Below are 25129 nucleotides of genomic sequence, written 5' to 3'. Positions count from 1 at the left end.
TGCCGTAAGTTTTGGATGGACGTAATGCGGTCATCTGCCTTAAATCCACGCTATGCGTATATCAATACTCCTTTCCCTCCTGATCCTTGCCGCTTGTAAGCCGAAGCTGCCCGTCCGCCAACCGGTACCGGTATCTGAAGACAGTACCTTTTTAACAGGCACCTTCTATGTGATCAGGCATGCAGAAAGAAACCCGGGTCCGGATTCCACTTTAACCCTGGCAGGCCAGGAAAGGGCAGGCGCATTATACCGGCTGCTGAAGGATTCGGGCCTGAATAAAATTTACTTCACGCCTTATAAAAGAGCGGTTGCCACGGCCGATAGTTTGCGCATCCACCTGCACATCGATACTTGTTTTTATGCCGCAGATACCAGCGGGGAATCTTTTATTTACCAGGTTACCCGGCACCAGGACTGGGGAAAGCGCCTGCTGGTGATAGGGCATTCCAATACCCTGATCCCTATCTTGCATAGCCTGAAAGCTAAGCCACATACGGATTCTATAGGAGAGAATGAATACGACCGGTTGTTTATAGTGCGGAAAACAAGAGAAGGAACGGTGCTTAAAGAGATCTGTTATTAGCGGAGGAAAGCCTTTTCCCCCGCTATAGTTGCGCATTACAGCAAGATGCCTTTCATGAGGGTATAGGCTACTGTAAAGTAAATCAACAACCCGGTTACATCCACCAGGGTCGCCACGAAAGGCGCGGAGGACGTGGCCGGATCCGCGCCGCATTTCTTCAGTACCAGCGGCAGCATAGAACCGGAGAGGGTTCCCCACAATACTACGCCTACCAGGGAAATGCCTACTGTAGCGCCTATCAGCACGGTGTGTGCGCCGTAAGTATTGAACAGGGTATTCCAGAGCAGGATACGCAGGAAGCCGATGGCGCCGAGTGCGCCGCCCAGCAGCAGGCCGGAAAGGATTTCCCGGCGCATCACGCGCCACCAGTCGCTCACGCTGATTTCGCCCAGCGCCATTGCCTGTATAATAAGCGTGGAAGCCTGTGAGCCGCTGTTACCGCCACTGGAAATGATGAGCGGTACAAACAGTGCCAGTACAACCGCCTTCGCAATTTCATCTTCAAAAAATCCCATGGCGGTGGCGGTCAGCATTTCACCGATAAACAATACTACCAGCCAGCCAACCCGCTTCTTCACCAGTTTGAGCAGGGGCATATCGAGGTAAGGCTCGTCCAGGGCTTCGGTACCACCAATCTTCTGGATATCTTCAGTATGTTCTTCGTTGGCGATCCACAACATATCATCGATGGTCACAATACCGAGCAGGATGCCCTGGTCGTCTGCTACGGGCAAGGCTACCCTGTTTTCCATCCGGAAAACCTGGATGGCCTCTTCCTGGTCGTCGTTGGCATGGAGCGATACAAAGCGGTCGTCCATGAGGGTATGCACCACCGTTTCCGGTGATACGAGCAGGAACTCACGTATCCGGAAGTCGTCCAGCAGCTGCCCTTTTTCGTCGATTACATAAATTACGTCGATGGTTTCACTGTCCTTTCCATGCTCGCGGATATAATCCAGCACCTCCTTCACGGTCCATTCTTCTCTAACGGCAATGTAATCGGGCGTCATGATACGGCCCACACTGTTCTCCTTGTAGCCCAGGAGGGAAAGGGTGATGCGCCGTTCTTCGGGGTCCAACAGTTTGATCAGCTCTTTTACCGCTTCGCTGGGAAGCTCTTCCAGGAAGGCGGTACGGTCATCCGCCGGCAGCTCGTTCATGAGCTCTGCTATTTTTGCGGGCGATAAAGTACGTATCACATCTTCCTGTAAAGGAAAGTCCAGGATACGGAAAGCCGCTGCCGCTCTGCCGATCGACAGGTGATTGATGATTATTCCGGCATCTTCGGGGACCTCGTGAATCAATTCGGCTATATCCGTAATCAGCTGGTCGTCCAGGTATACTGACAGTTCGCGGTAATTTCTTTCTTTTGTCAGTGTCTGGAATTTTTCCAGTAAAGCTTCATTTTCCATACAATTGCCTCTATCTGCGAAATTAAGTTAAAATAGCACGCTGCCGGGGCAGTCGTTATAATAATTCTGATACATGCAGGCGGATGTTGCTGCAAATGCTATCCAGCGGCAAATCGTTGGCGTCTTTGCCAAAGGGGTCTTCAATTTCTTCTGCAATGAGCTCGAGGCTTGCCAGTACAAAGAATACGAATACAATCATGGGGATAATGAGGTAACCCAGGCTGAACACGTATCCAAAGGGCATGGACATTACATAGAAGAATATAAATTTCTTGATAAATACGCTGTAGGAAAAAGGGATGGGGGTATTTTTGATCCGTTCGCAGGCGCCGCATACATCTGCAAACGACTGCAGCTCGTTGTTCAGCACAATGAGCTGATCCCCGCTGAGCTGCCCGCTGCGGTACAGGTCCATGGTTTTAGTCATGATGAGCTGCGACAACTGGTTAGGCACATGCTTACTGATATCAGTATGAAGCGGCTCCTGTCCTGGTATAGCTTCCATCTCGTCGTGCACATAAGTTTTGCGCAGGTGATTTTTCAGGCCATAGGCGAAGTTCGGGATCATTACTTTGAAGAACTCCCTGTCGGCCTTGTTTTCCAATGGCAGTATGGCCTGGATTTTAATAGCCAGGTTGCGGCTGCTGTTCACCAGGGCGCCCCATTGCCGGCGGCCTTCCCACCAGCGGTCATACGCGGTGTTGGTGCGGAACACCAGTAACAGGGAGATCACAAAGCCCAGCAGGCCATACATCAGCGTGATGTTCTTCAGTTCACTCTTGTCAGACATCTTCCAGACCTCCAGTTCCAGCCAGGCTACAATGGCAGAATAGATGGAGAGGGCAATAAACATGGGGAACAGCTTCCTTACTGTATCCGCTTTATGAAGACGGAAAATGAACGTAAACCACTCCTTTGGATTATAATTGATCATATATGCAGGTTAATGAAAGGCAAAAAAAATATTTTCCGGGCGGCAAACCTAAATTTTTTAAACATGATTTTGATAACTTCCTGCTTTAACTTTACTTTACGTCTTCTTTTATTTGAAATTACGCTATGATAAAGCCGTATTTGTACATTGATAAGTCGAAAGGAAAAGGCCGGGGTGTTTATACCAAAGAAAAAATCCCTGCCGGAACAAGAATTGAGACGTCACCCGTGCTCGTTCTCACTTACGACGATACTGAGATTGTGGATAAAACAAGACTCCACAATTATATTTTTCTCTGGGGTGCAAAAGAAACCCGTTCCTGCGTGGCACTGGGCTTTTGCTCTATCTATAATCACGATTACAACCCCAACTGTGAGTATGAAATGGACTTCAAGGAAGAAACCATGAGTATCATCACCCGTCGTGATATCAAGAAAGGAGAAGAGCTTTTTATCAACTACAATGGTGATGTAACGGACAGCTCCCCCCTTTGGTTTGATACTAAAAAGAAACAGACCGCTAAAAAGAAACAGACCGCTAAAAAGTAAGAAGCAGTACGAATAGTACCGTTGCGGGCAGACAGCAGTGAATATTCCTGCCCGGTGACTATATTATTCGTATTTCTTTCGTAATATTGTATAAGCGCTTATATAATATTAACATCAACCTTTTCATATGTCATTTTATCCATCACTTGGCTACCTCGTTTTTGGCAGCCGCCTGCGCAGGCTGAGCGAATACTTTCTCATGGAAGTAAACAAGGTATATGAACAGGCGGGCATACCCTTTGATGCCAGCTGGTTCCCGGTGTTTTACCTCTTATCCAGACAGCAGCCGGTACCCATGATCGATATTGCAGAACAACTGGAAATATCCCACTCCGCCGTAAGCCAGATGGTGACCAACCTGAAAAAGAAAGGACTCCTGAAAACAACGCCGTGTAAGGAAGATGGCCGCCGGCAACTGGTCGCTTTCTCCAAAAAAGGCGAAGACCTGCTGCAACAGATACAACCCGTATGGGAAGCCATCACCGGCGCTATGGAAGCTTTGGCAACGGAAAACAAACAAAGCCAGCAGATACTGGCTGCCATCGCCCAGATTGAACAGTCAGTGCAGCAAAAGTCTTTATCAGAAAGGATCAGACAACAGTTATAATACTTCATACACCAGAAAAATCTAACGACATGAGTGATATTTTTAAGTACGGTATCGACCAGCTCACTGTTGCCCGCGCGATTGATATTGCTGCCGGCAAAGTGAAAGGCATACTGGTACCGGAAGTCATTACGCGTGTACAAACCAGCTTCGGCTATGTACAAACCATTGTGGCGCAACACACCACGGTATATGGTATTAACACTGGTTTTGGCCCGTTGTGCGATACCAAGATTTCGGAAGCAGATACCCGCGCTCTGCAATACAACATCCTGCAAAGTCACAGTGTAGGTGTAGGAGAAAATATCCCGGAAGAAATTGCCCGCATCATGCTCATCACCAAAGTGCAGGCATTGGCACAGGGTTACTCAGGTGTGGCGCTGTCCACCCTCGAAAGAATCATCTGGCATATTGAACACAGGATAACGCCGCTGGTGCCTGAAAAGGGCTCTGTAGGCGCTTCGGGCGACCTCGCACCGTTATCGCACCTGTTCCTGCCATTGATAGGGCTGGGGCATGTGATGTACCGTGGCGCGAAAACAGATACCGCTTCCATGATGCAACAGGAAGGGATACAACCGATAGTGCTGGGTCCTAAAGAAGGACTGGCGCTCATCAACGGCACACAGTTCATCCTGTCGTTTGCCGTTAAAGCGGTGCAACGCCTGCACAACGCACTCGAAGCCGCGGATATCATCGGGGCGTTGTCGCTCGAAGGACTGATGGGCACCGCCAAACCATTTGATCCCCGCTTACATGCTATCCGCCCGTACCCCGGCAACCAGCTGGTAGCGCACCGTTTGAAAGCATTGCTGGATAACTCGGAGATCATGTCGTCGCATGTGGATTGCGGCCGAGTGCAGGACCCTTATTCCCTGCGCTGTATGCCGCAGGTGCACGGCGCGTCACGCACCGCCTGGCAACACCTGCAGGAACTCACTACCATAGAGCTGAATGCCGTTACCGATAACCCCATTATTTTCAGTGCAGAAGACACCATCAGCGGTGGCAACTTCCACGGGCAGCCACTGGCATTGCCCCTGGACTACGCTACCGTGGCTGCTGCGGAACTGGGCAACATCTCCGACAGGCGTTGTTATATGATGATTGAAGGAAGATACGGGCTGCCAAAATTATTGATCCAGGATGCCGGACTCAACTCCGGTTTCATGATACCACAATACACCACCGCTGCACTGGTAACGGAAAACAAAACCCTGTGTTTCCCTGCCAGCGCCGACAGCGTACCTACTTCACTGGGTCAGGAAGATCATGTATCAATGGGGTCTATCAGTGGCCGCAAATTGAACCAGGTGATCGGCAATCTCGAATACATTCTTGCTATTGAGCTGTTGTATGCCGCGCAGGCAGTGGATTTTCGCCGGCCAATGAAATCAGGCCCGGTACTGGAAGCCGTACATCAGTATACGCGCAGACATGTAACCTTTGCAGATAAGGACCGGATCTTTGCCAATGATATTGCCGCCCTGCACAAAATTGTTGTCGATCAATCGCTGGTACGTGTAGCCAATGAAGCTGCCGCTAATCATCAACTTAACTTAAACGGACTTTATAATGACCAGTTTGGACTTTATTAAAACATATGCAGCTCACCCGCATTATAAAGCGCCACGTGGTGCACAGCTGCACGCCAGATCCTGGCAAACCGAAGCGCCCCTGCGCATGCTGCTTAACAACCTGGATGCAGAAGTAGCCGAAAATCCCGATGAGCTGGTGGTGTACGGCGGCATCGGCCAGGCAGCGCGCAACCGCGAATCTCTTCAGAAAATTATCGAAATATTATTAACGCTGGACGACGAGCATTCCCTGCTGGTGCAATCCGGTAAACCGGTAGGTATTGTACGCACGCATCCGCAGGCGCCAAGAGTAATGCTGGCCAACAGCAACCTGGTGCCGAAATGGGCCACCTGGGAGCATTTCAACGAACTGCGTTCCAAGGGCCTGATGATGTACGGACAAATGACGGCCGGCAGCTGGATCTATATCGGTACACAAGGTATATTACAGGGAACCTATGAAACCTTTATGGAATGCGGCCGGCAGCACTTCAATGGCAGCCTGGCCGGTAAGCTGCTGGTAACAGCAGGTATTGGCGGTATGGGCGGCGCACAGCCTCTGGCAGCCACTATGGCCGGAGCCGTGTTCATTGGCGCCGACATTGATCCTACACGTATTCAAAAAAGACTGGATACCCGTTACATTGACCGTATGACTTATTCCTACGAAGAAGCCATTCAATGGGCGAAGGAAGCACAGGCCAACGGAACAGCGTTATCCATCGGGTTGGTAAGCGATGCCGGTGATATGCTGGAAAGAATGCTGAAAGATAATATCATACCGGACATCCTCACCGATCAAACGTCCGCACATGATCCGCTGAACGGGTACGTGCCTAATGGCATTACACTGCAGGCCGCGCTGGAACTGCGTAAAAGCGATGCGGCAAAATACCGGGAGCTGTCGCTGAAAAGCATGGCGCGCCATGTAGGCTTTATGTTGCAGCTGCAGCAGAAAGGCGCCGTTACTTTTGATTATGGTAATAACATCCGCGAATTTGCGCGGGAAGGCGGAGAGCCCAATGCTTTCAACTTCCCCGGATTTACGCCGGCATATATCCGTCCGCTCTTCTGCGAAGGGAAAGGACCCTTCCGCTGGGTAGCCCTCTCCGGCGATCCGGAAGATATTTATACCACCGACCGCGCGTTGATGGAAGCGTTCCCGGAAAATACCCACCTGATCAACTGGCTGAAACAAGCGCAGGAGAAAGTGGCGTTCCAGGGATTGCCTGCACGCATCTGCTGGCTGGGATTGGGCGAACGCGAAAAAGCGGGGCTTATTTTTAATGAGCTGGTGAGAACAGGAAAAGTGAAAGCGCCGATTGTGATTGGCCGTGATCACCTCGACTGTGGCTCCGTGGCCTCTCCCAATCGCGAAACCGAATCTATGAAAGACGGCTCCGATGCTGTGAGCGACTGGACATTGCTCAACCTCATGGCCAATACCGGCGGCGGCGCTACCTGGGTGTCTTTTCATCATGGCGGCGGCGTAGGGATGGGATATTCACAACATGCCGGCATGGTAGTGCTGGCGGATGGTACCGACCGTGCAGCTGAGTGCTTACGCCGCGTGCTCTTCAATGATCCGGCGCTGGGCATTTTCCGTCATGCGGATGCGGGTTACGAAAAGGCACAGGAATGGGGACAAAAATTTGATATCAGCATTTAATCACAGCGGTTAACCGCTTAATCATTGCCCATGAAAACATTAATCGGTCCTTTTGCCCAGATCCTGCCAATGACGGGCTTGTCGCTGAAAGGCGCCCTGCACGATGAACAGTTGACCGTGATAGAGAAGGGCGGGGTAGTGGTGGAAAACGGGGAGATCATTGCGATAGCAGGGTACAAAACCCTGTTGCAGAAATACCCGGATTGCGAAATCGCTTTCCAGGATACACCGCTCGTGTTATTGCCGGGATTTATTGATTGTCATACACACATTTGTTACGATGGTAGCCGCAACCGTGATTATGCCATGCGCATAGCCGGTAAAAGTTACCTGGAAATAGCCCGTGCAGGCGGTGGTATATGGGATTCGGTTACCAAAACGCGTATAGCCGATCTTGTTACCCTTACGGAGAACACGGTGGCCCGCGCTAACCGGCATCTGAAAGAAGGCGTTACCACCATGGAAGTAAAAAGTGGTTACGGCCTGAACCTGGAGAGTGAATTGAAAATGCTGCGCGCCATACAGCAGGCGGGGCTGCACACGCCTGCCACGCTGATTTCCACCTGTTTGGCTGCGCATATGAAACCCCGTGATTATACAGGCAGTGAAGAAGCCTACCTGGAGTGGATTTTAACGGAACTGTTGCCGGTGGTGCAGCAGGAGCAGTTGAGTAACCGCGTGGATATTTTTATAGAAGAAACTGCTTTTTCTGCAAAGGCTGCTGCCGGTTTCCTGCAACAGGCCATGCAGCAGGGATTTGTGGCAACAGTGCATGCGGATCAGTTCAGCACCGGCGGTGCTGAAGTTGCCGTGAATGCGCGGGCGTTATCTGCCGATCACCTGGAAGCCAGCACTGAAAAAGAAATTGCTTTACTCGCTAATTCTGATACCGTTGCAGTAGTTTTGCCAGGTGCTTCACTGGGATTAGGTATGTTATATGCGCCGGCGCGCAGGCTGCTGAATGCAGGTGCATGTGTAGCCATTGCGAGCGACTGGAACCCCGGATCGGCCCCCATGGGCGATTTGCTGATACAGGCTGCCGTAATGAGCGCCGCCGAAAAGTTATCCACCGCAGAAGTACTGGCTGCGCTGACCGTAAGAGCAGCGCCTGCGTTGCAACTGAAAGATGCAGGCCAGCTGCTGGCAGGTTACGCCGCTGATATGCAGGCTTATCCCACCGCGGATTATCGCGACATACTTTATTACCAGGGTAAGATGAAGCCGTCACTGGTATGGAAGAAAGGAGTTTTAGTATGATAACAAAAGAAAGCTATCAGCCCACTGCAAGTGGTTCCTGGACCGGTCGTATTGATGGTACAGACCCCGACCTGCTGCGCTGGCACCAGGTAATTACCGTAACCGACCTGTTGCAAACGCCCTTGCCGGTTTTGCAGCCGGGTCAGAAAGGTATTGTCCTGCTGGGCTTCGCCTGCGATGAAGGCGTGCGCCGCAACAAAGGCAGGGCAGGTGCTGCAAAAGGACCCGCCGCCATACGGAAGGTGATTGCCAACTTTCCGGTTCACTTCAACGCACAAACGGTGTTGCTGGATGCGGGAGATATCCTTTGTCCCAATGGCGAACTGGAAAATGCACAGCAGGTGCTCAGCGAAACGGTGAACGATATCCTCACGGCAGGTTACCTGCCGCTGTTACTGGGCGGCGGTCATGAAATTACGTATGGGCATGCCAGTGGTATCCGCCGGTTTGCAGGAAAGCAATCCGTAGGCTTTATCAACTTTGATGCGCATTTTGATATCCGTGTTCCCGGTGAAGAAGGCGCCAGCTCAGGTACCGGCTTCTGGCAACTGGCGCAGGATGCCAAACAGTCCGGCCTGCCTTTTCATTACCTGGCCCTGGGTATCCAGAAGAACGGGAATACCCGCCAGCTTTTTAATACTGCAGGAGAAGAAGAAGCGACTTATGTAAGCGCAGATGCTTTTCATTTGCAGGATAAAGACACGTTGTTTGCCGCCATACAGCATTTTCTCAGCCAGGTGGATAAAGTATACCTGACCACCTGCCTGGATGTATTTGCAGCACCCTTTGCGCCGGGAGTAAGCGCTACGGCTTATAATGGTATTATGCCGGGAGGTTTGTTCCTGCAATGTTTCCGTAAGATACTGGAAAGCGGGAAAGTGGCAGGAGCCGATATTGCAGAATTAAATCCTTCACTGGATATAGATAACCGCACTGCGAAACTGGCGGCAGCGCTGGTTTTTGAGATAGTGATGGCGTATAGCGGGGAAGAAGCATTTTAGCGTGTAGCCGTTATCTTTAACGGGTATACGTTAAAATACGGCAGCGGCTTTCAGTTCCTTAACCTGCCAGGCGCATTGCGCCAGTTGTTCTTTCATGTCCATTTGCAGCAGCTGTATCAGCTGTTGTGCATTTACCGGCAGGGTAATCTTCTCTTTCTTCAGCTGTGCTGCCGTTGCCTTTACAAACAACAATAATTCGCTGGTATCATGCCATTGGCCAAGAAGCTCACCCGCTTTACGGGTAGGCGTGGCGAGGTTTTCTGTGAAAACAGCAGGGAGTACCTGTTCCAGTATATTGAGCTGATAGTACAATGTTTTTACTTCTTTCCTGACTTCGTGCCATACCGTGTGATGCGCGCTGCTGGCCGGCACGGTGATTTTTTGATGCTGTTGTTCCAGGTAGCTGATCAGCGCGGCAGTAGCAGCATTGGTATCGGTATTGGCAATAGCCTCTTTAAATCTTTCCGGCAGTGACTCCAGTTTTTTCAGGGAGCAGTATTTCACTGTGGCGGCTAACATTTCACTGGCTGTAGCGGCTTTGTTTTGCAGTAAGAGATGCGCAAATGAAAAGCGCCACGATATTTTTTTTTCATAGCTGCGCAGGTTTTTTTCCTGGAGGTGCGTATCCCTGGAAGCGCCGCCGATCGACTGTATCAGCCTGGCGGTGCGTAGATGTTTACCCGCCCCGAACGAATAATCCGGCAGCTGTTTTACCAGCGAAAAAAAGGCCCGCAGCTTTTTTACGCCTACCCGCATGGCGTGTATGGCATCAGCGTCACCGGGAGCCTCCCGCAGGGTGGCATATGCGGTGGTGACCGTATCGCATTCCTTACGGAGATAATGATATAAAGCCGTTTGCAACATGTCTTTTAAAATTAACGAAATCCGCTGAAACCATCAGAACACAATGGTTTTGTTGCCATGCAGGATCACGCGGTTATCAATATGCGCTTTCACTGCACGGGTGAGCACCTGCCGTTCAATGTCACGGCCCAGCATCACCAGGTCCTCCACGGTGTGCTTGTGGCTTACCCTGGCCACATCCTGCTCAATAATCGGGCCTTCATCCAGTTCGTTGGTAACGTAGTGGGCGGTGGCGCCAATCAGCTTTACGCCTCTCGTATAGGCGTTGAGGTAAGGACGTGCGCCGGCGAAGGCAGGCAGGAAAGAGTGATGGATATTGATGATCCGTTGCGGATAATGACTTACAAACTGTGGCGACAGGATCTGCATGTACCTGGCCAGTACGGTGAAATCCACCCGGTGCTCTTCCAGCAGCCGCATGGCAACGCGCTCCTGCAATTCCTTGGTACCGCTGCTTACCGGGAGGTAGTGAAAAGGGATCCCCAATGCAGTGCATTCCTTTTCCAGGGAAGCATGATTCGAGATCACGAGCGGGATATCTACCGCCAGCTCACCGCTTTTCCATCTCCATAATAATTCCAGCAAACAATGATCATACGCCGATACCATGATAGCCATACGTTTGCGGCGATCGCTGTAATCTATTTTCCATTCCATTTGCAGCGGGGTAGCTACCTGTTGCTGGAAAGCCGTTTCCAGCGCGGACTTATCAAGCTGTTCCAGCTGGAATTCCATACGCATAAAAAATAATCCTTCCCGTGGATCGGTACTGTGTTGACTTGCATCCAGTATATTTGCACCCAACAGGTAGAGGAACTGTGATACGCCGGCTACGATGCCCGGCCGGTCGGGACAGCAAATAAGCAAACAGGCGGTGATATGAGGGACTTCTTGTTTTAACATATGACTACCAAAATATAAAATTATAATACAATTCTCCGTTGAAAAAGATAGGACTAATGTCGGATACCCACAGCTATTTGCACCCACAGGTATTCAAATATTTTGAAGAAGTAGATGAAATCTGGCATGCCGGCGACATCGGTAATGTGGATCTGGCCGATAAACTGGAAAAATTCAAGCCTTTCAGGGCCGTTTCCGGGAATATCGACGGGGCAGATATCCGTATCCGTTACCCCGAAACCCTGCGTTTCAACCTGGAAGGAGTAGAGGTGATGATGACACATATTGGCGGATATCCGGGGAAATATGCCCCGGGCGTGAAGGAACAACTGAAACAGCATCCTGCCAAACTGTTTATCTGCGGGCATTCGCACATCCTGAAAGTAATGCCGGACGCGGCACTTCATTTGTTACATATGAACCCGGGTGCATGCGGTCAACAAGGATGGCACAAGGTAAAAACGCTGCTGCGTTTTCAACTGGAGGCTGGTAATATTCAACAACTCGAGGTGATAGAACTGCCCTGATCAACATCATTGCTTATAACCTACAACGTTTATGAACCTACGAATTTTAGCATGGCTGGTAGTATTGGGACTTGGATCTGCGCAGGCAAAGGCGCAGGGAAGATTCCTGAAATGGCTGAAAACAGAAAATGATACGGCGTATATCGAAGATCATACGGAAGATATTACCTTCCGGCTGTACGGCTCCCGCAAGTACACCAAGTATGACATCGTAGACCGGAAAACGAAAACTGATGTCCTTTACCGTCCCAATACTCCTTTTAATGTGGGGTTTGGCGCCAATTACCGGTTTATAGGCATTAACATCGGGTTTAACCTGCCATTTATCAACAGCAACGACAGGTACGGCAAAACGAAATACATCGATCTGCAGTCGCATGTATACCTGCGTAAAATTGTGGTAGACTTCTACGGTCAATATTATAAAGGCTATTATGTAGCCAACCCGGAGGAAGTATATGGTAAAGCCTATACTGCGCTGCATCCTTATCCGCAGCGGCCTGATATCAGGAACACCGACTTCGGCCTGAATGTGGGATATATCTTCAACGACAAACGTTTCTCTTACCGTGCGCCCAATCTACAGAATGAATACCAGAAGAAAAGTGCGGGTTCGCTGATCATAGGCGGAGAAATGTTCTTTGCCGGCATCAAAGGCGATTCTTCCCTCATCCCCACCAATATGGCAGATACCGCATTTCTGCGGGATGAGCATTATCATAAGACCGGCATTTATTCCCTGGCTGCCAATGTAGGATATGCTTACACCTTTGTGCTGAAGGAGCACTTCTTTTTATCCTTATCGCTTACCGGCGGTTTAGGAGGAAATATCACCACCCTGTTCCTGGAAAACGGGAATGTGAGCCGTAAAGCGGGACTGCAATTCAGTAATACGGTGCGGGCCTCGCTGGGGTATAATTCCAGCCGTTATTTTGCGGGGATACACTACGTGGGAATGAACACCCGTAGCGGCATGTCGATACCACATACTTATCAAACCTTTGGCACAGGCAATTTCAGGGTGAGCCTGGTGCGCCGTTTCACCCTGGAAAAGCCGTTGTGGAAATCAAAGACGATTTAGCTTTGCGCCGGTGAAATCCACTTGGACCTGGCCGGTGGCTGGTATTTTTCCATTTGTAATAACAGGTCGCTGATATCATTGCTGCATAACAGCATATCACGGTTCTCTGCCGTGAGGAAGCCTTTCTCAGACATGGTTTGCGACAGGGCCATCAGGGCGTCGTAGAAGCCATTTACATTCAGCAGGCCGATGGGTTTTTTATGCAGGCCCAGTTGTCCCCAGGTGAGCATTTCAAACAATTCCTCCATGGTGCCGAAGCCTCCGGGCAATGCGATAACGCCATCGCACAATTCATTCATCTTCGTTTTGCGTTCGTGCATGGTGTCCACCAGGATCAGTTCTGTGAGGCCGGTATGCGCCAGTTCTTTCTGTTGCAGGAAGTGAGGCAGTACGCCAATGGCTTTGCCGCCGGCATTTAAGGCGCCATCTGCCACTGCGCCCATCAGTCCTACGTTAGCGCCGCCATACACCAGTGTAAGGTTGCGTTGGGCCAGTGCGGCGCCCAGCAGGGTGGCCTGTTGCATATAAACGGGATCATGTCCGGCGCTGGAGCCACAGTAAACAACAATTCGATTCATATCCTTTTGATTATAAAGTGTTCAATTCAGCCCGGATGTTGGTGCGGGCAGCTGTTTCATATTGTTCCCGGAACGCCGGTGTTACATAAATGGCGGGCATTTCCAGGAAATGCTGCAATACTTTTTTACGGCCGGAGTTATACACCTCATCGGGGTAAACCTGGTACTCCTGCCTGATTTGCTGTGCGTAGGCCCGGTATGTTTCCGGTGCGGCGCCGAGTATTTGCAGGTCGAAGTCCAGGAAGTAATCCAGGTCCGGATCCTGACGGGTATTGATATGTGTTTTGGTGGCGATAATGAAATCGCTGATTTGGGCGGTTTTTTCCGCCGGGTAATTAATTTTATGCAGATGGGCTACTGCGGCTGCAGCGCTGCGCTCTTCATTATCGGGTTGCTGCGGGTTATAAATGATATCATGAAAGAAGATGGCAAAAAGCACGGCTTCCGGATCTGTGAGCTGATGCGCATAGACCTGTTGCAGGCTTACCAGCTGCTGTATATGCGACCAGTTGTGATAATACCTTCCGGGCGATTGGTAGGCATCCAGCAGGGCCGCGTAGGAGCTGTTAACCAGCGCCACATCCGTGTTGGGATGAAGGGAGGACCAGATGATATTTAATGCTGACATACGCAGGGTTCTTTTCGGGGAGTAATTTAAAAAGAAAACGGGCAGAAAAAATTCCTGCCCGTTTCTTTTATGCTGAGTAGCCTGATTAAGCTTTTTTCGCAGCTTCTGCACGGATTACGTTCAGTGCGCCACCGGCTTTAAACCACTCGATCTGTTGTTCGTTGTACGTGTGGTTTACAGGGAATTCGCTGGTGGTGCCATCTTTATGATGAAGCACAACAGTGAGTTGTTTACCTGGAGCGAAGGTAGTAAGACCCAGGATGTCGATGGTATCATCTTCCTGGATCAGGTCATAATCTTCTTTGTTAGCGAAGGTCAAACCCAGCATGCCTTGTTTTTTCAGGTTGGTTTCGTGGATACGGGCGAAAGATTTCACCAGGATGGCACGAACGCCGAGGTGACGGGGTTCCATAGCAGCGTGTTCGCGGCTGGAGCCTTCACCGTAGTTTTCATCACCTACTACCACTGCACCGAAGCCGTGTGCTTTGTAGTCGCGCATGGTAGCAGGTACTGCACCATATTCGCCGGTAATGGAATTTTTAACGGTATCGCTTTTATCGTTGAATGCGTTGATCGCACCAATGAGCATATTGTTGGAGATGTTATCCAGGTGACCGCGGTATTTCAGCCATGGACCAGCCATAGAGATATGATCCGTAGTACATTTACCTTTTGCTTTGATGAGCAGTTTCAATCCTTTCAGATCGGTGCCTTCCCATGCAGCAAATGGCGCCAGGAGTTGTAAACGGTCGGAGGTAGGGGATACTTTCACCTGAACACCGCTACCATCGGCAGCAGGGGCCTGGTAACCGGCATCTTCCACGGCAAAGCCTTTTGGAGGCAGTTCAAAACCTACCGGTTCGTCCAGCATTACTTCTTCACCGTTTTTGTTTTTCAGCTTGTCGGTCAGCGGGTTGAAGGTAAGATCACCTGCGATCGCCAATGCTGTTACGATTTCCGGAGAAGCCACAAATGCGTGGGTAGAAGCGTTACCATCATTTCTCTTCGCGAAGTTACGGTTGAAGGAAGTGATGATAGAGTTTTTACGGGTAGGGTCGTCGATATGACGGGCCCACTGACCGATACACGGACCGCAGGCATTTGCCAGTACCACACCGCCTACCTGGTCAAAGGTATTCAGTAAACCGTCTCTTTCGATGGTGAAACGTACCAGTTCAGAGCCGGGAGTGATGGTGTATTCAGATTTCATCTCCAGGTGCTTGTCGATGGCCTGTTGTGCCAGGGAAGCAGAGCGGGAAATATCTTCGTAGGAAGAGTTGGTGCAGGAACCGATGAGGGCTACTTCCAGTTTTTCAGGCCAGTTGTTTTCTTTTACTGCCTGTGCAAATTTGGAGATAGGCCATGCCAGATCCGGGGTGAACGGACCGTTTACATAAGGTTCCAGTTCGTCCAGGTTGATTTCGATCACCTGGTCGTAGTATTTGGAAGGATCTGCATATACATCTGCATCAGGGCGGAGATGGTCTCTTACTTCATCAGCCAGGGCAGCCACTTCTGAGCGACCGGTGATTTTCAGGTAATCGGCCATTTTGCTGTCGTATGCAAACAGGGAACAGGTAGCGCCGATTTCAGCACCCATGTTACAAATGGTTGCCTTACCGGTAGCGCTGAAGCTATCCGCACCTTCGCCGAAGTATTCCACGATAGCGCCGGTACCACCTTTTACGGTGAGGATACCTGCTACTTTCAGGATAATATCTTTGGCAGAAGTCCAACCGCTCATTTTGCCCGTCAGTTTCACACCGATCAGTTTCGGCATTTTCAGCTCCCATGGTAAGCCGGCCATTACGTCAACCGCGTCAGCACCGCCAACACCAATCGCCACCATGCCTAAACCGCCGGCATTAGGGGTGTGGGAGTCGGTACCGATCATCATACCACCCGGAAACGCATAGTTTTCCAGCACTACCTGGTGAATGATACCAGCGCCTGGTTTCCAGAAACCGATGCCGTATTTATCAGAAATTGAGGAAAGGAAATCGTAAACTTCTTTATTGGTGTCAATAGCCGTTGCCAGATCTTCTGTAGCGCCTACTTTAGCCTGAATGAGGTGATCACAATGAACAGTGGAGGGAACCGCAACTTTATCACGACCGCAGGTCATAAACTGGAGCAATGCCATCTGGGCGGTTGCATCCTGCATAGCTACGCGATCCGGCGCAAATTCAACATAAGATTTGCCTCTTTCGTAGGGCGTGGTAGTCGGTGCATACAAGTGAGCGTACAAAATCTTCTCAGCCAGTGTCAGCGGGCGACCCAGCATTTTACGGGTTGCTTCCACCTTACCCGGGAGTGCCGCATACACTTTTTTAATCATGTCAATATCAAACACCATGGGAAAAAAATTATTTAAGAGCGGTTAAAAATTGCTCGCAAAATTAACTAAAATCAGCAAGTTTTTAAATTAAATACTTAACATCGGGTCAACTACCTGAAAACTTCCTGTACTTTTAAAGTTCCCCTGATATTCAACGCGGTACAGGGAATAGCCCTGCCAGCCGTTTTTTCCTTGTTTTTCCAGCCGGAATTTGATAAATTTGAAGTATGAACCGGATAAAAGACTTTGTGGAATGGAAGGCGTTCGGTGTATGTGCCGCTATAGGAGATAAACTTGGCGTAGCCACGTCCCGTATTCGCATCTTTTTCATTTATGCCACTTTCCTGACAATGGGCTCCCCACTCATTGTATACATGATTCTTGCCTTTTGGGTAAATATGAAGAATTACATTCTAAATGCCCGGAGGAATCCACTGCGTTATTTATAAGTTATTGATATAAAGAAAAGAGGTGGTTCGCGTTATCCGTGAACCACCTCTTTTCTTTTAAATATTTTCCTTATTCCAGGTGAAACAATGTCATCTGGTGATAATGGTTCTGCAATTCATTTAACGTGATCGGCTCTGTGAGATTCCTGGTTTCATCCCGGTAATGCAGCTGCATCAGCGGTTTGTTGCCTTCTTCAAACCAGCGGATAGAGAAGGGTCCTCTCACATACAATGTTCCTCCTGCCTTCGACGATGCCGTTTCATCTTTATGAAATTGCAGTTTCAGCAGGGTGGCCTCGGTCAGATGAATAGGTTCCAGGTTATCAAGATCGTACCAGAACTCATTTTCATCCGTAGCCACCAACACTTTCTTATCCTCATGATCTACCTGCAAAATCTTCCCTTCCTTTTCTGTCCCGCCATAATTTGTGATAATGGTATCACCTGATTTTAATTCGTGGATATTAATCATAGTGAACTGAGTTTTATGTGTTTCATGAATTTACTGAAAAAAGTGCAAAGCTTCATGTAAAGAAAAAAGCTATTACCACCGGAAGATGATAATAGCTTTTTTGCATTATGTGGTTTGGATTAAAACTTTCTCACTACCTGGCGGAGTTCCACCAGTTGTTCCAGTAATGGTTCCAGTAAATCCAGGCGGAGCATGTTGGCGCCGTCGGATTTTGCGCAGGAAGGATCGGGGTGGGTTTCAATGAACAGGCCATCTGCGCCGGTAGCAATGGCTGCTCTGGCGATGGTGCTGATCATTTGCGGGTTACCACCGGTTACGCCGCTGGTTTGGTTGGGCTGTTGTAAGGAGTGGGTACAATCCATTACCACGGGCTCACCCAGGTGTTTCATGATAGGGATATTGCGGTAGTCCACTACCAGGTCCTGGTAGCCGAAGGTGGTACCACGTTCGGTGAGGATGATATGATCATTACCGGCTCCCTTGATTTTTTCCACGGCAAATTTCATGGATTCGCCGCTGAGGAACTGTCCCTTCTTTACATTTACTACCTTGCCTGTTTCTGCGGCGGCCAGCAGGATGTCCGTTTGGCGGCAGAGGAAGGCAGGGATTTGCAATACATCCACGTAAGCGGCTGCCATAGCAGCTTCTGCGGCGGAGTGAATATCTGAAGTAACCGGAACATTAAAAGTTTTACCAATTTTCTGCAGCAGTTCCAGTCCTTCCACATCACCGATTCCGGTGAAGGAATGCACGCTGGTACGGTTTGCTTTACGGTAAGAAGCCTTGAAAATATAAGGGATCGCTAATCTTTTACAGATGGTGGATACTTTTTCCGCCACTTCCATCAAAATGGATTCTTCTTCAATCACACAGGGACCAGCAATCAGGAAGAAATTTTCGGGGTTGTATTGCTCTTTGAATAAAGATTTTAAATGCTTCATATCTTGAAAAAATTGTGTCATTTAATTGAAGGTGCAAAGATAGGCATTCTCTGGCAAAGGGAGGTGATGAAGCCACGCTATTTGGGGTAATTGTCATAACATTGTAATCCGAAAACCATGTGTATAACCTGGCGTTAATTTTATTGTTATAGCATTGTCATGCGCTGAGGCGGGGTGAATGGAAATAGCGGCGAACCCGTTAATATTACGGTCCGATTTAAAATAGCTTACAATTATATTTTTGTATGAAGAAAGATAAGATACTGGTTATAGGCGCCTGCGGACAAATTGGCGTGGAGCTCACCCTGGCCTTAAGAAAGATGTATGGGGATGCGAATGTGCTGGCTTCAGATCTGCGTGAAGAGCATGATTTGCTGAAAGGAACCGGTCCGTATGTGTCGCTGGATGTGATGAACAAGGAGATGCTGCATGTGTTGGTGATCCGTCATAATATCACCCAGATCTATCTGCTGGCGGCGATCCTGTCGGCCACCGGTGAAAAGAATCCATTACTGGCGTGGCATATTAACATGCAAAGCCTGTTGAACGTACTGGATATTGCGAAAGAAGAAAACCTCGATAAAATATACTGGCCAAGTTCCATCGCGGTATTTGGTCCTAACTCACCATCGCAGGAAACGCCTCAGCACACGGTAATTGAGCCTACCACCATTTATGGTATCAGCAAATTTGCGGGTGAGCGCTGGTGCGAATACTACAACCACCGCTTTGGTGTGGACGTAAGAAGCTTACGTTACCCTGGCCTGATCAGCTATAAATCGGCGCCCGGCGGCGGTACCACTGATTATGCCATTGAAATTTTCCATGAGGCGAAAGAGCATCAGAAATATACCAGCTTCCTCTCTGAAAACACGTACCTGCCAATGATGTACATGCCGGATGCGATCCGCGCCACCATTGAGCTAATGGAAGCAGACGCCTCTAAAATAGCAGTACGTTCCGCTTATAACCTGGGCGCCATGAGCTTCTCCCCGAAAGAAATAGGCGCAGAAATAAAGAAACACATTCCCGCCTTCACCATGGCCTACGAACCGGATTACCGTCAGCAAATCGCAGATGGCTGGCCCAACAGTATCGACGACAGCCAGGCACGGGCCGATTGGGGCTGGAAGCCAGAGTTCGACCTGGCGGCAATGACGCGGGACATGCTGGAGCATATATAGGAGATTGCCGCGGATTTTGTCTTGGCTCAGGATTACGCTGATTTTACTGATTACCTGGATTTTTACTTTTTTGATTTTATAAAGGATTAAGGGAGATAGAAGCGGATATCCGCTCTTATCTCCCTTAATTATTATAAGAAAATCTAAAAAATCAAAAAAAATCCAAAAGTAAAAATCCAGGTAATCAGTAAAATCAGCGTAATCCTGAGCCAAGACAAAATCCGCGCTGCGCTACCCTTCGATGAAGCCTACCGCTACGGTGGTGTTGTTGAATTCATCGATGAGAATGAAGGCGCCGTTGGCCGGATTGCTCTGATAAGGATCGGCGAATATGGGTGCTGCGGTTTTCAGCGTAATTCTGCCGATGTCGTTTAGTGTCATGGATGTTTTGTCCGTTACCTGTACGTGGTTGGTTACGTCTGTTACGTAGTTGATCTGCTGCACTTTTGCTTTCACGCGGTTAACGCCATGTTGCAACAGGTAGGTTTTGCCGGAAGTAAGCGGCAGCTGGTCCATCCAGCAGATATTGGCGCTTATTTCTTTTAGTTGCGGTGGTATTTCGTTTGTTTTTACGAGCATGTTACCGCGACTGCTGTCTATTTCACCTTCCAGGGTGATCACCACGCTTTCGCGTGCATGCGCTGCCGGTAGTTGTTTTTCAAATTGCTCAATGGTTTTGATGCGGCTCTTTTGCCCGGAGGGCAGGGAGATCACTTCGTCGCCAACAGAGAAATGCCCGCTGGCCACTTTGCCTGCAAAGCCACGGAAATCGTGGTATTCGGTGGTGCGTGGGCGGATCACGCTTTGAATGGGGAAACGGGCAGGGTGGTTACGGTCTTCATGATCGAAAGACACCTGTTCCAGGTATTCCAGCAGGGTGCTGCCGTTGTACCAGTTGATAGCACCCGTGCGGCTGGCCACGTTTTCGCCATACAGGGAGGAGATGGGAATAAACTTCACTTCCTGTCCTTTAAAACCGGCGTTATCGAGCATTTGCTGGAAATCTTCCACTATCTGGTTAAAGCGGGCTTCGCTGTAATCCACGAGATCCATTTTATTTACGCAAACCACCAGGTACGGAATACGGAGGAGGTTAGCGATAAAGAAGTGGCGGTGTGTTTGTTCCACGATGCCTCTGCGGGCATCGATGAGGATCAGCGATACCTGTGCATTGGAGGCGCCGGTTACCATGTTGCGGGTATATTCAATATGCCCGGGGGTATCGGCAATGATGTATTTACGGGTAGGGGTGGAGAAGTAGATGTGTGCCACATCTATCGTAATTCCCTGCTCACGTTCTGCTACCAGTCCGTCGGTTAGCAACGACAGGTCTGTAAAGTCCAGTCCTTTGCGTTTGCTGGCAGCGTGGAGCGCTTCCATTTTATCTTGCGGAATAGAATTGGTATCGTATAATAAACGGCCTATTAAGGTACTTTTACCATCGTCTACACTACCGGAAGTGGCTATACGTAAAACCTCCATTATTTTTATTTTTTTGCTTTTAGCGGCTGGCGTTAAAAGATGTGTTTAATTAAGTTAAAGTGTGTGTTACAGGGAATGCTGCTAGAAGTATCCTGCCTGTTTTCTCTTTTCCATAGCGGCTTCAGAACGTTTGTCATCTATACGTGCGCCACGTTCAGAGATCTTTGCTTCCATGATTTCGGCAATGATATCTTCCAGTTTATCGGCTTCAGATAACACGGCGGCGGTACAGGTCATGTCGCCTACGGTACGGAAGCGTACTTTCTGGCGGAACGGTACTTCATCGGCGGTAGTATTGAGGAAAGAGGAGTAAGGCCAGTATAGACCGTCGCGTTCTATAATTTCTCTTTCATGGGAGAAATAGATAGAAGGTATTTCCAGTTTTTCACGAACGATATAATTCCACACGTCCAGTTCTGTCCAGTTGGAGATGGGGAATACGCGTACGTTTTCACCGATATTGATTTTACCGTTGAGGATATCGAACAGTTCGGGGCGTTGCATTTTGGCGTTCCATTGACCGAATTCGTCTCTTACGGAGAAAATCCTTTCTTTGGCGCGGGCTTTTTCTTCGTCCCTGCGGGCGCCGCCGATGCAGGCGTCAAATTTTCCTTCTTCGATGGCATCCAGGAGGGTAACGGTTTGGAGGGCGTTTCTGCTGGCGTATTTGCCGGTTTCTTCCTGGGCTTTACCCTGGTCGATGCTGTCCTGTACATTTCTAACGATGATGTCCAGTCCGAGTGAATTCACGAGCCAATCACGGAATTCGATGGTTTCCGGGAAGTTGTGGCCGGTATCCACATGAAGCAGGGAGAAAGGAATTTTACCGGGGTAAAATGCTTTCTGTGCCAGTCGTACGAGTGTAATTGAATCCTTGCCTCCGGAGAACAGGAGCACTGGTTTTTCGAACTGTGCTACTGTTTCGCGGAGTATATAAATGGCTTCATCTTCCAGTGCCTGAGGAAATTCCCAATTTATTTGATTAGTCATGGACTATAATAATTTATTCTAAAAGCAAATGTTGTTTATCCGTGCAGACCGCATTCTTTCTGCGACTGTTCCCACCACCACCGGCCGGCGCGCGGATTTTCTCCCGGCTCAATGGCGCGTGTACAGGGTGCGCAGCCAATGCTGATGAAGCCTTTATCGTGCAGTTTATTGTAGGGCACGTTATGTTGATCCAGGTAGGCCAGTACTTCGTCGTAGCCCCAGTGGATCAGCGGATTAAATTTATAGAGGTGGCGATGTTCATCCCATTCGAGGATTTCCATGCCTTGCCGGTTTTCGGATTGTTCTGCCCGGAGGCCGGTGATCCATACCTTTACGCCTTCCAGGGCCCGGTTGAGCGGTACAATTTTACGGATGCCGCAGCATTCTTTGCGGTTTTCCACTGATTCGTAAAAGCTGTTGGGTCCTTTGGTGGAAACCAGTTTTTCTACCGCGGCGGTGTCGGGGTAGAAAACTTCTACAGGTTGTTTATAACGGGCCATGGTGAGGTCCATTACATCGTATGTTTCCTGAAAGAGGCGGCCCGTGTCCAGGGTAAAAACTCTAACCGGCAATTGGTTACGCCAGATAATATCTGATATCACCTGGTCTTCCTGGCCAAAAGAGGTGGAGAATGCTACAGCGCCGGGGTATTGTTCCAGCAGGTACTGTATGGCCTCCTCAACCGGTTTATTGACCAGCGCGGTGGTAATGTCTGTCATGTAGATCTTCCTTATTGAATTGATATGTCTAGTGCCAGCGGAGCGATTACGGTCACTCCTTCAACAAAAATACATAAAACCTATAAAAAAGATAGACTAATAAGGTAAAAAATTATTTCTTTCGGGTAAAATGGCTGTGGTGGCGGGTGGAAATTGGGCGTGGGTAGAGCCTGGGGGCTATTTACTGTGGACGGGGAAAAGGAGTAGCTTATATGTGCTGTAAGCTGGGGACATATCCGCTGTAGACTGGGATAGGAGTGGCTTTACACTGGGAGTATCCGTGCTGTAAACCCGGAGGTGACCTGGAGGGGAGGTGGACTTGATCCTGGAACCTGCTACTGTAGCGGAAAAGCCGGCGTTTGGGCCGGCTCGGATATTTTACACCCTGATTAGCTGTTCCGGGTCAGAATGTCTTTCAAAGTTTTGTTCTCGAGGATTTTCAGGGCGGAGTCCCTTACCCGGCCCATTACTTCGTTGAGGCCGCAAACGGCTTCATCGCGGCAGTTTTCGCAGCGTTCGTAGTAATTGAGGCTTACGCAGGGAAGCAGCGCAATGGGGCCATCGAGCAGGCGGATGATTTTGGCCAGTGCGATCTCTTTTGGAGGCCGCATGAGGTAATAACCGCCACCTTTTCCTTTTTTACTGCCGAGGATGCCGGCATTCTTCAATTCCAGCAAAATATTTTCCAGGAATTTGATAGAGATATTTTTTTCCTGTGCAATTTCAGATATAAGGATGGGGCCTTTATCTACGTTCTCTGCCAGGTGTACTAATGCGTGAAATGCGTATTGCGTTTTTTTCGATAACATACTGACTTTTTTGCATCCCTCCACGGATGAACTAATAGTGCCGTGCACACTTTATATTCCTGCAAAGATAAGCAGTTTTTAGCTGCCAGCAGTGAGTGGCTGGCTTTTAGCCACCGGAGCGGTATCCGGCGGCTAATGCGTTTAGCTGCTGCTATCCTAAATTCAATACATCCCGCATGGTGAACACGCCGGTTTTACCTTTCAGCCATTCTGCCGCTACTACTGCGCCGGCTGCAAAGCCTTCACGGGAGTGGGCGGTGTGGGTGATGGTAATATCGTCGATGGCGGAGGTGTAATTTACAGTGTGTGTACCCGGCGCCGGATCAATCCTTTTAGAGATGATGGGAAGGGCTTCCGGTTGGTTGCTTTCTTCGTTTACCCAGCCGGTTTTACGGGGCAGGGAGGCCAGCACCTGTTCTGCCAGTGTAATAGCAGTACCGCTTGGCGCATCCTTTTTATGGGTATGATGGATTTCTTCCATCTGTACGTTGTATTGCGGCTGGCTGGCCATGAGGGCTGCCAGTTTCTTATTCAGTTCAAAGAAGATATTAACGCCGATGCTGAAATTGGTGGCGTGGAGGAAAGCCTGGTTTTTTTCCAGGCAAAGCGCTTTTATTTCCGGCAGTTTATCGAGCCAGCCGGTGGTACCGGATACTACGGGTACATTTGCCTCGAAGCACTTTACGATGTTGTGGTAAGCTGTTTCAGGGGTGGTAAACTCGATGGCTACATCTGCCTGGCCGAGGTGTTCTTTTTCCAGCAGGTGTTTGCTGTTGACGTCTACCCGGAGTATTATCTCATGTCCTTTGGCAGTGGCAATAGCATCTATTGCCTGTCCCATTTTACCATATCCGATGAGCGCTATTTTCATGACCCTTGCAAGTTGTATTTAAGTGGATGTATTAATGATGATCAGCGGCCGGCAAAGTACCGGCTTTTGGCCTTTTTGCCGCCGATGGAAATGTTGATGCCGATGCCCAGTGTACGGTTGTTGATCAGTGTGGGAGAAACGCGCATACTCAGGTCGTCTGACATATCAAAGTTGCGGAGGTGTGCGAATACCGTGGCGTCTATAATGTTTACGCCATAGGCCAGGATGAAGAACAACACGGAATAGTCCACATACTGCCGGAACTGGTCGCGGCCCAGCTTCAGTGATTCCGTATCATAAGGTTTGGTATCCGGGCTGGTGTCGTTTGTATCCGGGTTGCCGTCTACCCGGAGGCGGTAGGCATCGCGGTACAGTTTGTAGGTCTTCATATTATCCACGAAGAAATACACACAGGTGCCGATGGCGGCGTATGCGAGCGGAATTTTCCAGTATTCCCTGTTATATGCCTGTCCCAGACCTGGTACCACGGCGGAGTAAAGGGCTGCTTTACGCGGGCTGTGGGGGAGTTTGGAATCGGGAATATAGGCGCTGTCGGTGAAGATGGCTTTATTGGCTTTCACGGTGTCCGTACCTGGAGCAGGGATGGGCCGGATGAGCGTATCCATTGTTTTGGCTACCGGGCGCAGGGTATCCTGCTGCGCGTGCAATGGCGCTGCCATTACAACCGCGATTAAAAACAACAAA

26 protein-coding genes are annotated in these 25129 nt (G+C 49.5%); 11 read left to right on the top strand and 15 right to left on the bottom strand.

Annotation, left to right across the window (positions count from 1 at the left end):
• Nucleotides 1-52 precede the first annotated feature (52 nt).
• Entirely contained in the window at nt 53-583 is a 531-nt protein-coding gene (locus tag ACLHR0_RS01665) for a histidine phosphatase family protein (protein WP_436484360.1), read from the top strand.
• Between the two features lie 35 nt (nt 584-618).
• On the opposite strand, the gene mgtE is transcribed toward ACLHR0_RS01665, so the two are convergent.
• Both mgtE and ACLHR0_RS01655 read right to left on the bottom strand, forming a co-directional pair.
• The gene (mgtE, locus tag ACLHR0_RS01660; protein ID WP_429045501.1) at nt 619-1995 is read right to left on the bottom strand and encodes a magnesium transporter; all 1377 of its coding nucleotides are present in this window, start codon (nt 1993-1995) and stop codon (nt 619-621) included.
• A gap of 55 nt (nt 1996-2050) precedes the next feature.
• The gene (locus tag ACLHR0_RS01655; RefSeq protein ID WP_436484359.1) at nt 2051-2929 is read right to left on the bottom strand and encodes a bestrophin family protein; all 879 of its coding nucleotides are present in this window, start codon (nt 2927-2929) and stop codon (nt 2051-2053) included.
• A gap of 125 nt (nt 2930-3054) precedes the next feature.
• Between ACLHR0_RS01655 and ACLHR0_RS01650 the strand changes: the two genes are divergently transcribed.
• From ACLHR0_RS01650 to hutG, 6 genes are all read left to right on the top strand, one after another.
• A complete protein-coding gene (locus ACLHR0_RS01650; protein WP_436484358.1) occupies nt 3055-3477 on the top strand; it encodes an SET domain-containing protein in 423 nt (140 codons plus the stop codon).
• A gap of 127 nt (nt 3478-3604) precedes the next feature.
• A complete protein-coding gene (locus ACLHR0_RS01645) occupies nt 3605-4084 on the top strand; it encodes a MarR family winged helix-turn-helix transcriptional regulator (protein WP_429045505.1) in 480 nt (159 codons plus the stop codon).
• A gap of 29 nt (nt 4085-4113) precedes the next feature.
• Nucleotides 4114-5682, top strand: coding sequence for a histidine ammonia-lyase (hutH, locus tag ACLHR0_RS01640; protein ID WP_436484357.1), 1569 nt, complete (start codon nt 4114-4116; stop codon nt 5680-5682).
• On the top strand, nt 5660-7330 hold the full coding sequence (hutU, locus tag ACLHR0_RS01635) for a urocanate hydratase (protein WP_436484356.1): 1671 nt from the start codon (nt 5660-5662) through the stop codon (nt 7328-7330). The genes hutH and hutU overlap by 23 nt, the downstream gene beginning before the upstream one ends.
• A gap of 30 nt (nt 7331-7360) precedes the next feature.
• On the top strand, nt 7361-8587 hold the full coding sequence (gene hutI, locus ACLHR0_RS01630) for an imidazolonepropionase (RefSeq protein WP_436484355.1): 1227 nt from the start codon (nt 7361-7363) through the stop codon (nt 8585-8587).
• Complete coding sequence (gene hutG / locus ACLHR0_RS01625; protein WP_436484354.1) at nt 8584-9588, top strand: formimidoylglutamase; 1005 nt, start codon at nt 8584-8586, stop codon at nt 9586-9588. Before hutI ends, hutG begins: the two co-directional genes overlap by 4 nt.
• 30 nt (nt 9589-9618) lie before the next feature.
• On the opposite strand, the gene ACLHR0_RS01620 is transcribed toward hutG, so the two are convergent.
• Both ACLHR0_RS01620 and purU read right to left on the bottom strand, forming a co-directional pair.
• Nucleotides 9619-10452 (bottom strand): CHAD domain-containing protein, encoded by an 834-nt coding sequence (locus ACLHR0_RS01620; protein WP_436484353.1) that lies wholly within the window; start codon nt 10450-10452, stop codon nt 9619-9621.
• A 33-nt stretch (nt 10453-10485) separates the two neighbouring features.
• Nucleotides 10486-11355 (bottom strand): formyltetrahydrofolate deformylase, encoded by an 870-nt coding sequence (purU, locus tag ACLHR0_RS01615; protein ID WP_436484352.1) that lies wholly within the window; start codon nt 11353-11355, stop codon nt 10486-10488.
• Nucleotides 11356-11411: 56 nt separating this feature from the next.
• On the opposite strand from purU, the gene ACLHR0_RS01610 reads away from it, so the two are divergent.
• Both ACLHR0_RS01610 and ACLHR0_RS01605 read left to right on the top strand, forming a co-directional pair.
• Complete coding sequence (locus ACLHR0_RS01610; protein ID WP_370909782.1) at nt 11412-11882, top strand: metallophosphoesterase family protein; 471 nt, start codon at nt 11412-11414, stop codon at nt 11880-11882.
• Nucleotides 11883-11913: 31 nt separating this feature from the next.
• Complete coding sequence (locus ACLHR0_RS01605; protein WP_429045519.1) at nt 11914-12963, top strand: DUF4421 domain-containing protein; 1050 nt, start codon at nt 11914-11916, stop codon at nt 12961-12963.
• On the opposite strand, the gene ACLHR0_RS01600 is transcribed toward ACLHR0_RS01605, so the two are convergent.
• The 3 genes from ACLHR0_RS01600 to ACLHR0_RS01590 all read right to left on the bottom strand — a co-directional run bounded on the left by ACLHR0_RS01600 (nt 12960) and on the right by ACLHR0_RS01590 (nt 16525).
• A complete protein-coding gene (locus tag ACLHR0_RS01600; RefSeq protein WP_370909784.1) occupies nt 12960-13541 on the bottom strand; it encodes a TIGR00730 family Rossman fold protein in 582 nt (193 codons plus the stop codon). The two genes, ACLHR0_RS01605 and ACLHR0_RS01600, sit on opposite strands and share 4 nt — an antisense overlap.
• Before the next feature lie 10 nt (nt 13542-13551).
• Nucleotides 13552-14169 (bottom strand): HD domain-containing protein, encoded by a 618-nt coding sequence (locus ACLHR0_RS01595; protein WP_436484351.1) that lies wholly within the window; start codon nt 14167-14169, stop codon nt 13552-13554.
• Between the two features lie 85 nt (nt 14170-14254).
• Entirely contained in the window at nt 14255-16525 is a 2271-nt protein-coding gene (locus ACLHR0_RS01590) for an aconitate hydratase (RefSeq protein WP_436484350.1), read from the bottom strand.
• A gap of 209 nt (nt 16526-16734) precedes the next feature.
• On the opposite strand from ACLHR0_RS01590, the gene ACLHR0_RS01585 reads away from it, so the two are divergent.
• On the top strand, nt 16735-16956 hold the full coding sequence (locus tag ACLHR0_RS01585) for a PspC domain-containing protein (protein WP_079468922.1): 222 nt from the start codon (nt 16735-16737) through the stop codon (nt 16954-16956).
• 70 nt (nt 16957-17026) lie between these two features.
• Here the strand turns inward: ACLHR0_RS01585 and ACLHR0_RS01580 are convergent, their stop codons facing one another.
• Both ACLHR0_RS01580 and kdsA read right to left on the bottom strand, forming a co-directional pair.
• Complete coding sequence (locus ACLHR0_RS01580) at nt 17027-17428, bottom strand: hypothetical protein (RefSeq protein ID WP_436484349.1); 402 nt, start codon at nt 17426-17428, stop codon at nt 17027-17029.
• A 119-nt stretch (nt 17429-17547) separates the two neighbouring features.
• Nucleotides 17548-18369, bottom strand: coding sequence for a 3-deoxy-8-phosphooctulonate synthase (gene kdsA / locus ACLHR0_RS01575; RefSeq protein ID WP_370909788.1), 822 nt, complete (start codon nt 18367-18369; stop codon nt 17548-17550).
• A 245-nt stretch (nt 18370-18614) separates the two neighbouring features.
• Here kdsA and ACLHR0_RS01570 point away from each other — a divergent pair, with 245 nt between their 5' ends.
• Nucleotides 18615-19553 carry an NAD-dependent epimerase/dehydratase family protein gene (locus tag ACLHR0_RS01570; RefSeq protein ID WP_429045527.1) on the top strand — a complete coding sequence of 313 codons (939 nt, stop codon included), beginning with the start codon at nt 18615-18617 and terminating at the stop codon, nt 19551-19553.
• 231 nt (nt 19554-19784) lie between these two features.
• Here the strand turns inward: ACLHR0_RS01570 and ACLHR0_RS01565 are convergent, their stop codons facing one another.
• The 6 genes from ACLHR0_RS01565 to ACLHR0_RS01540 all read right to left on the bottom strand — a co-directional run bounded on the left by ACLHR0_RS01565 (nt 19785) and on the right by ACLHR0_RS01540 (nt 25104).
• Nucleotides 19785-21035 carry a sulfate adenylyltransferase subunit 1 gene (locus ACLHR0_RS01565; RefSeq protein WP_429045529.1) on the bottom strand — a complete coding sequence of 417 codons (1251 nt, stop codon included), beginning with the start codon at nt 21033-21035 and terminating at the stop codon, nt 19785-19787.
• Nucleotides 21036-21116: 81 nt separating this feature from the next.
• Complete coding sequence (gene cysD / locus ACLHR0_RS01560) at nt 21117-22025, bottom strand: sulfate adenylyltransferase subunit CysD (protein ID WP_370909791.1); 909 nt, start codon at nt 22023-22025, stop codon at nt 21117-21119.
• Between the two features lie 35 nt (nt 22026-22060).
• Nucleotides 22061-22744: a phosphoadenylyl-sulfate reductase gene (locus ACLHR0_RS01555; protein WP_436484348.1), complete on the bottom strand. Its 684-nt coding sequence runs from the start codon at nt 22742-22744 to the stop codon at nt 22061-22063.
• A gap of 389 nt (nt 22745-23133) precedes the next feature.
• Nucleotides 23134-23553, bottom strand: a complete 420-nt coding sequence (locus tag ACLHR0_RS01550) for an RrF2 family transcriptional regulator (RefSeq protein WP_142683316.1) — start codon at nt 23551-23553, stop codon at nt 23134-23136.
• A gap of 151 nt (nt 23554-23704) precedes the next feature.
• Nucleotides 23705-24424, bottom strand: coding sequence for a 4-hydroxy-tetrahydrodipicolinate reductase (gene dapB / locus ACLHR0_RS01545; protein WP_370909793.1), 720 nt, complete (start codon nt 24422-24424; stop codon nt 23705-23707).
• Between the two features lie 41 nt (nt 24425-24465).
• Nucleotides 24466-25104: a DUF5683 domain-containing protein gene (locus ACLHR0_RS01540; protein ID WP_436484347.1), complete on the bottom strand. Its 639-nt coding sequence runs from the start codon at nt 25102-25104 to the stop codon at nt 24466-24468.
• Nucleotides 25105-25129: the final 25 nt, after the last annotated feature.

This window comes from Chitinophaga sp. ARDCPP14, from assembly GCF_051362515.1.
Classification (GTDB): domain Bacteria; phylum Bacteroidota; class Bacteroidia; order Chitinophagales; family Chitinophagaceae; genus Chitinophaga.
The sequence above is the reverse complement of the archived record's forward strand: the minus strand, read 5'-3'. Positions and strand labels throughout refer to the sequence as shown.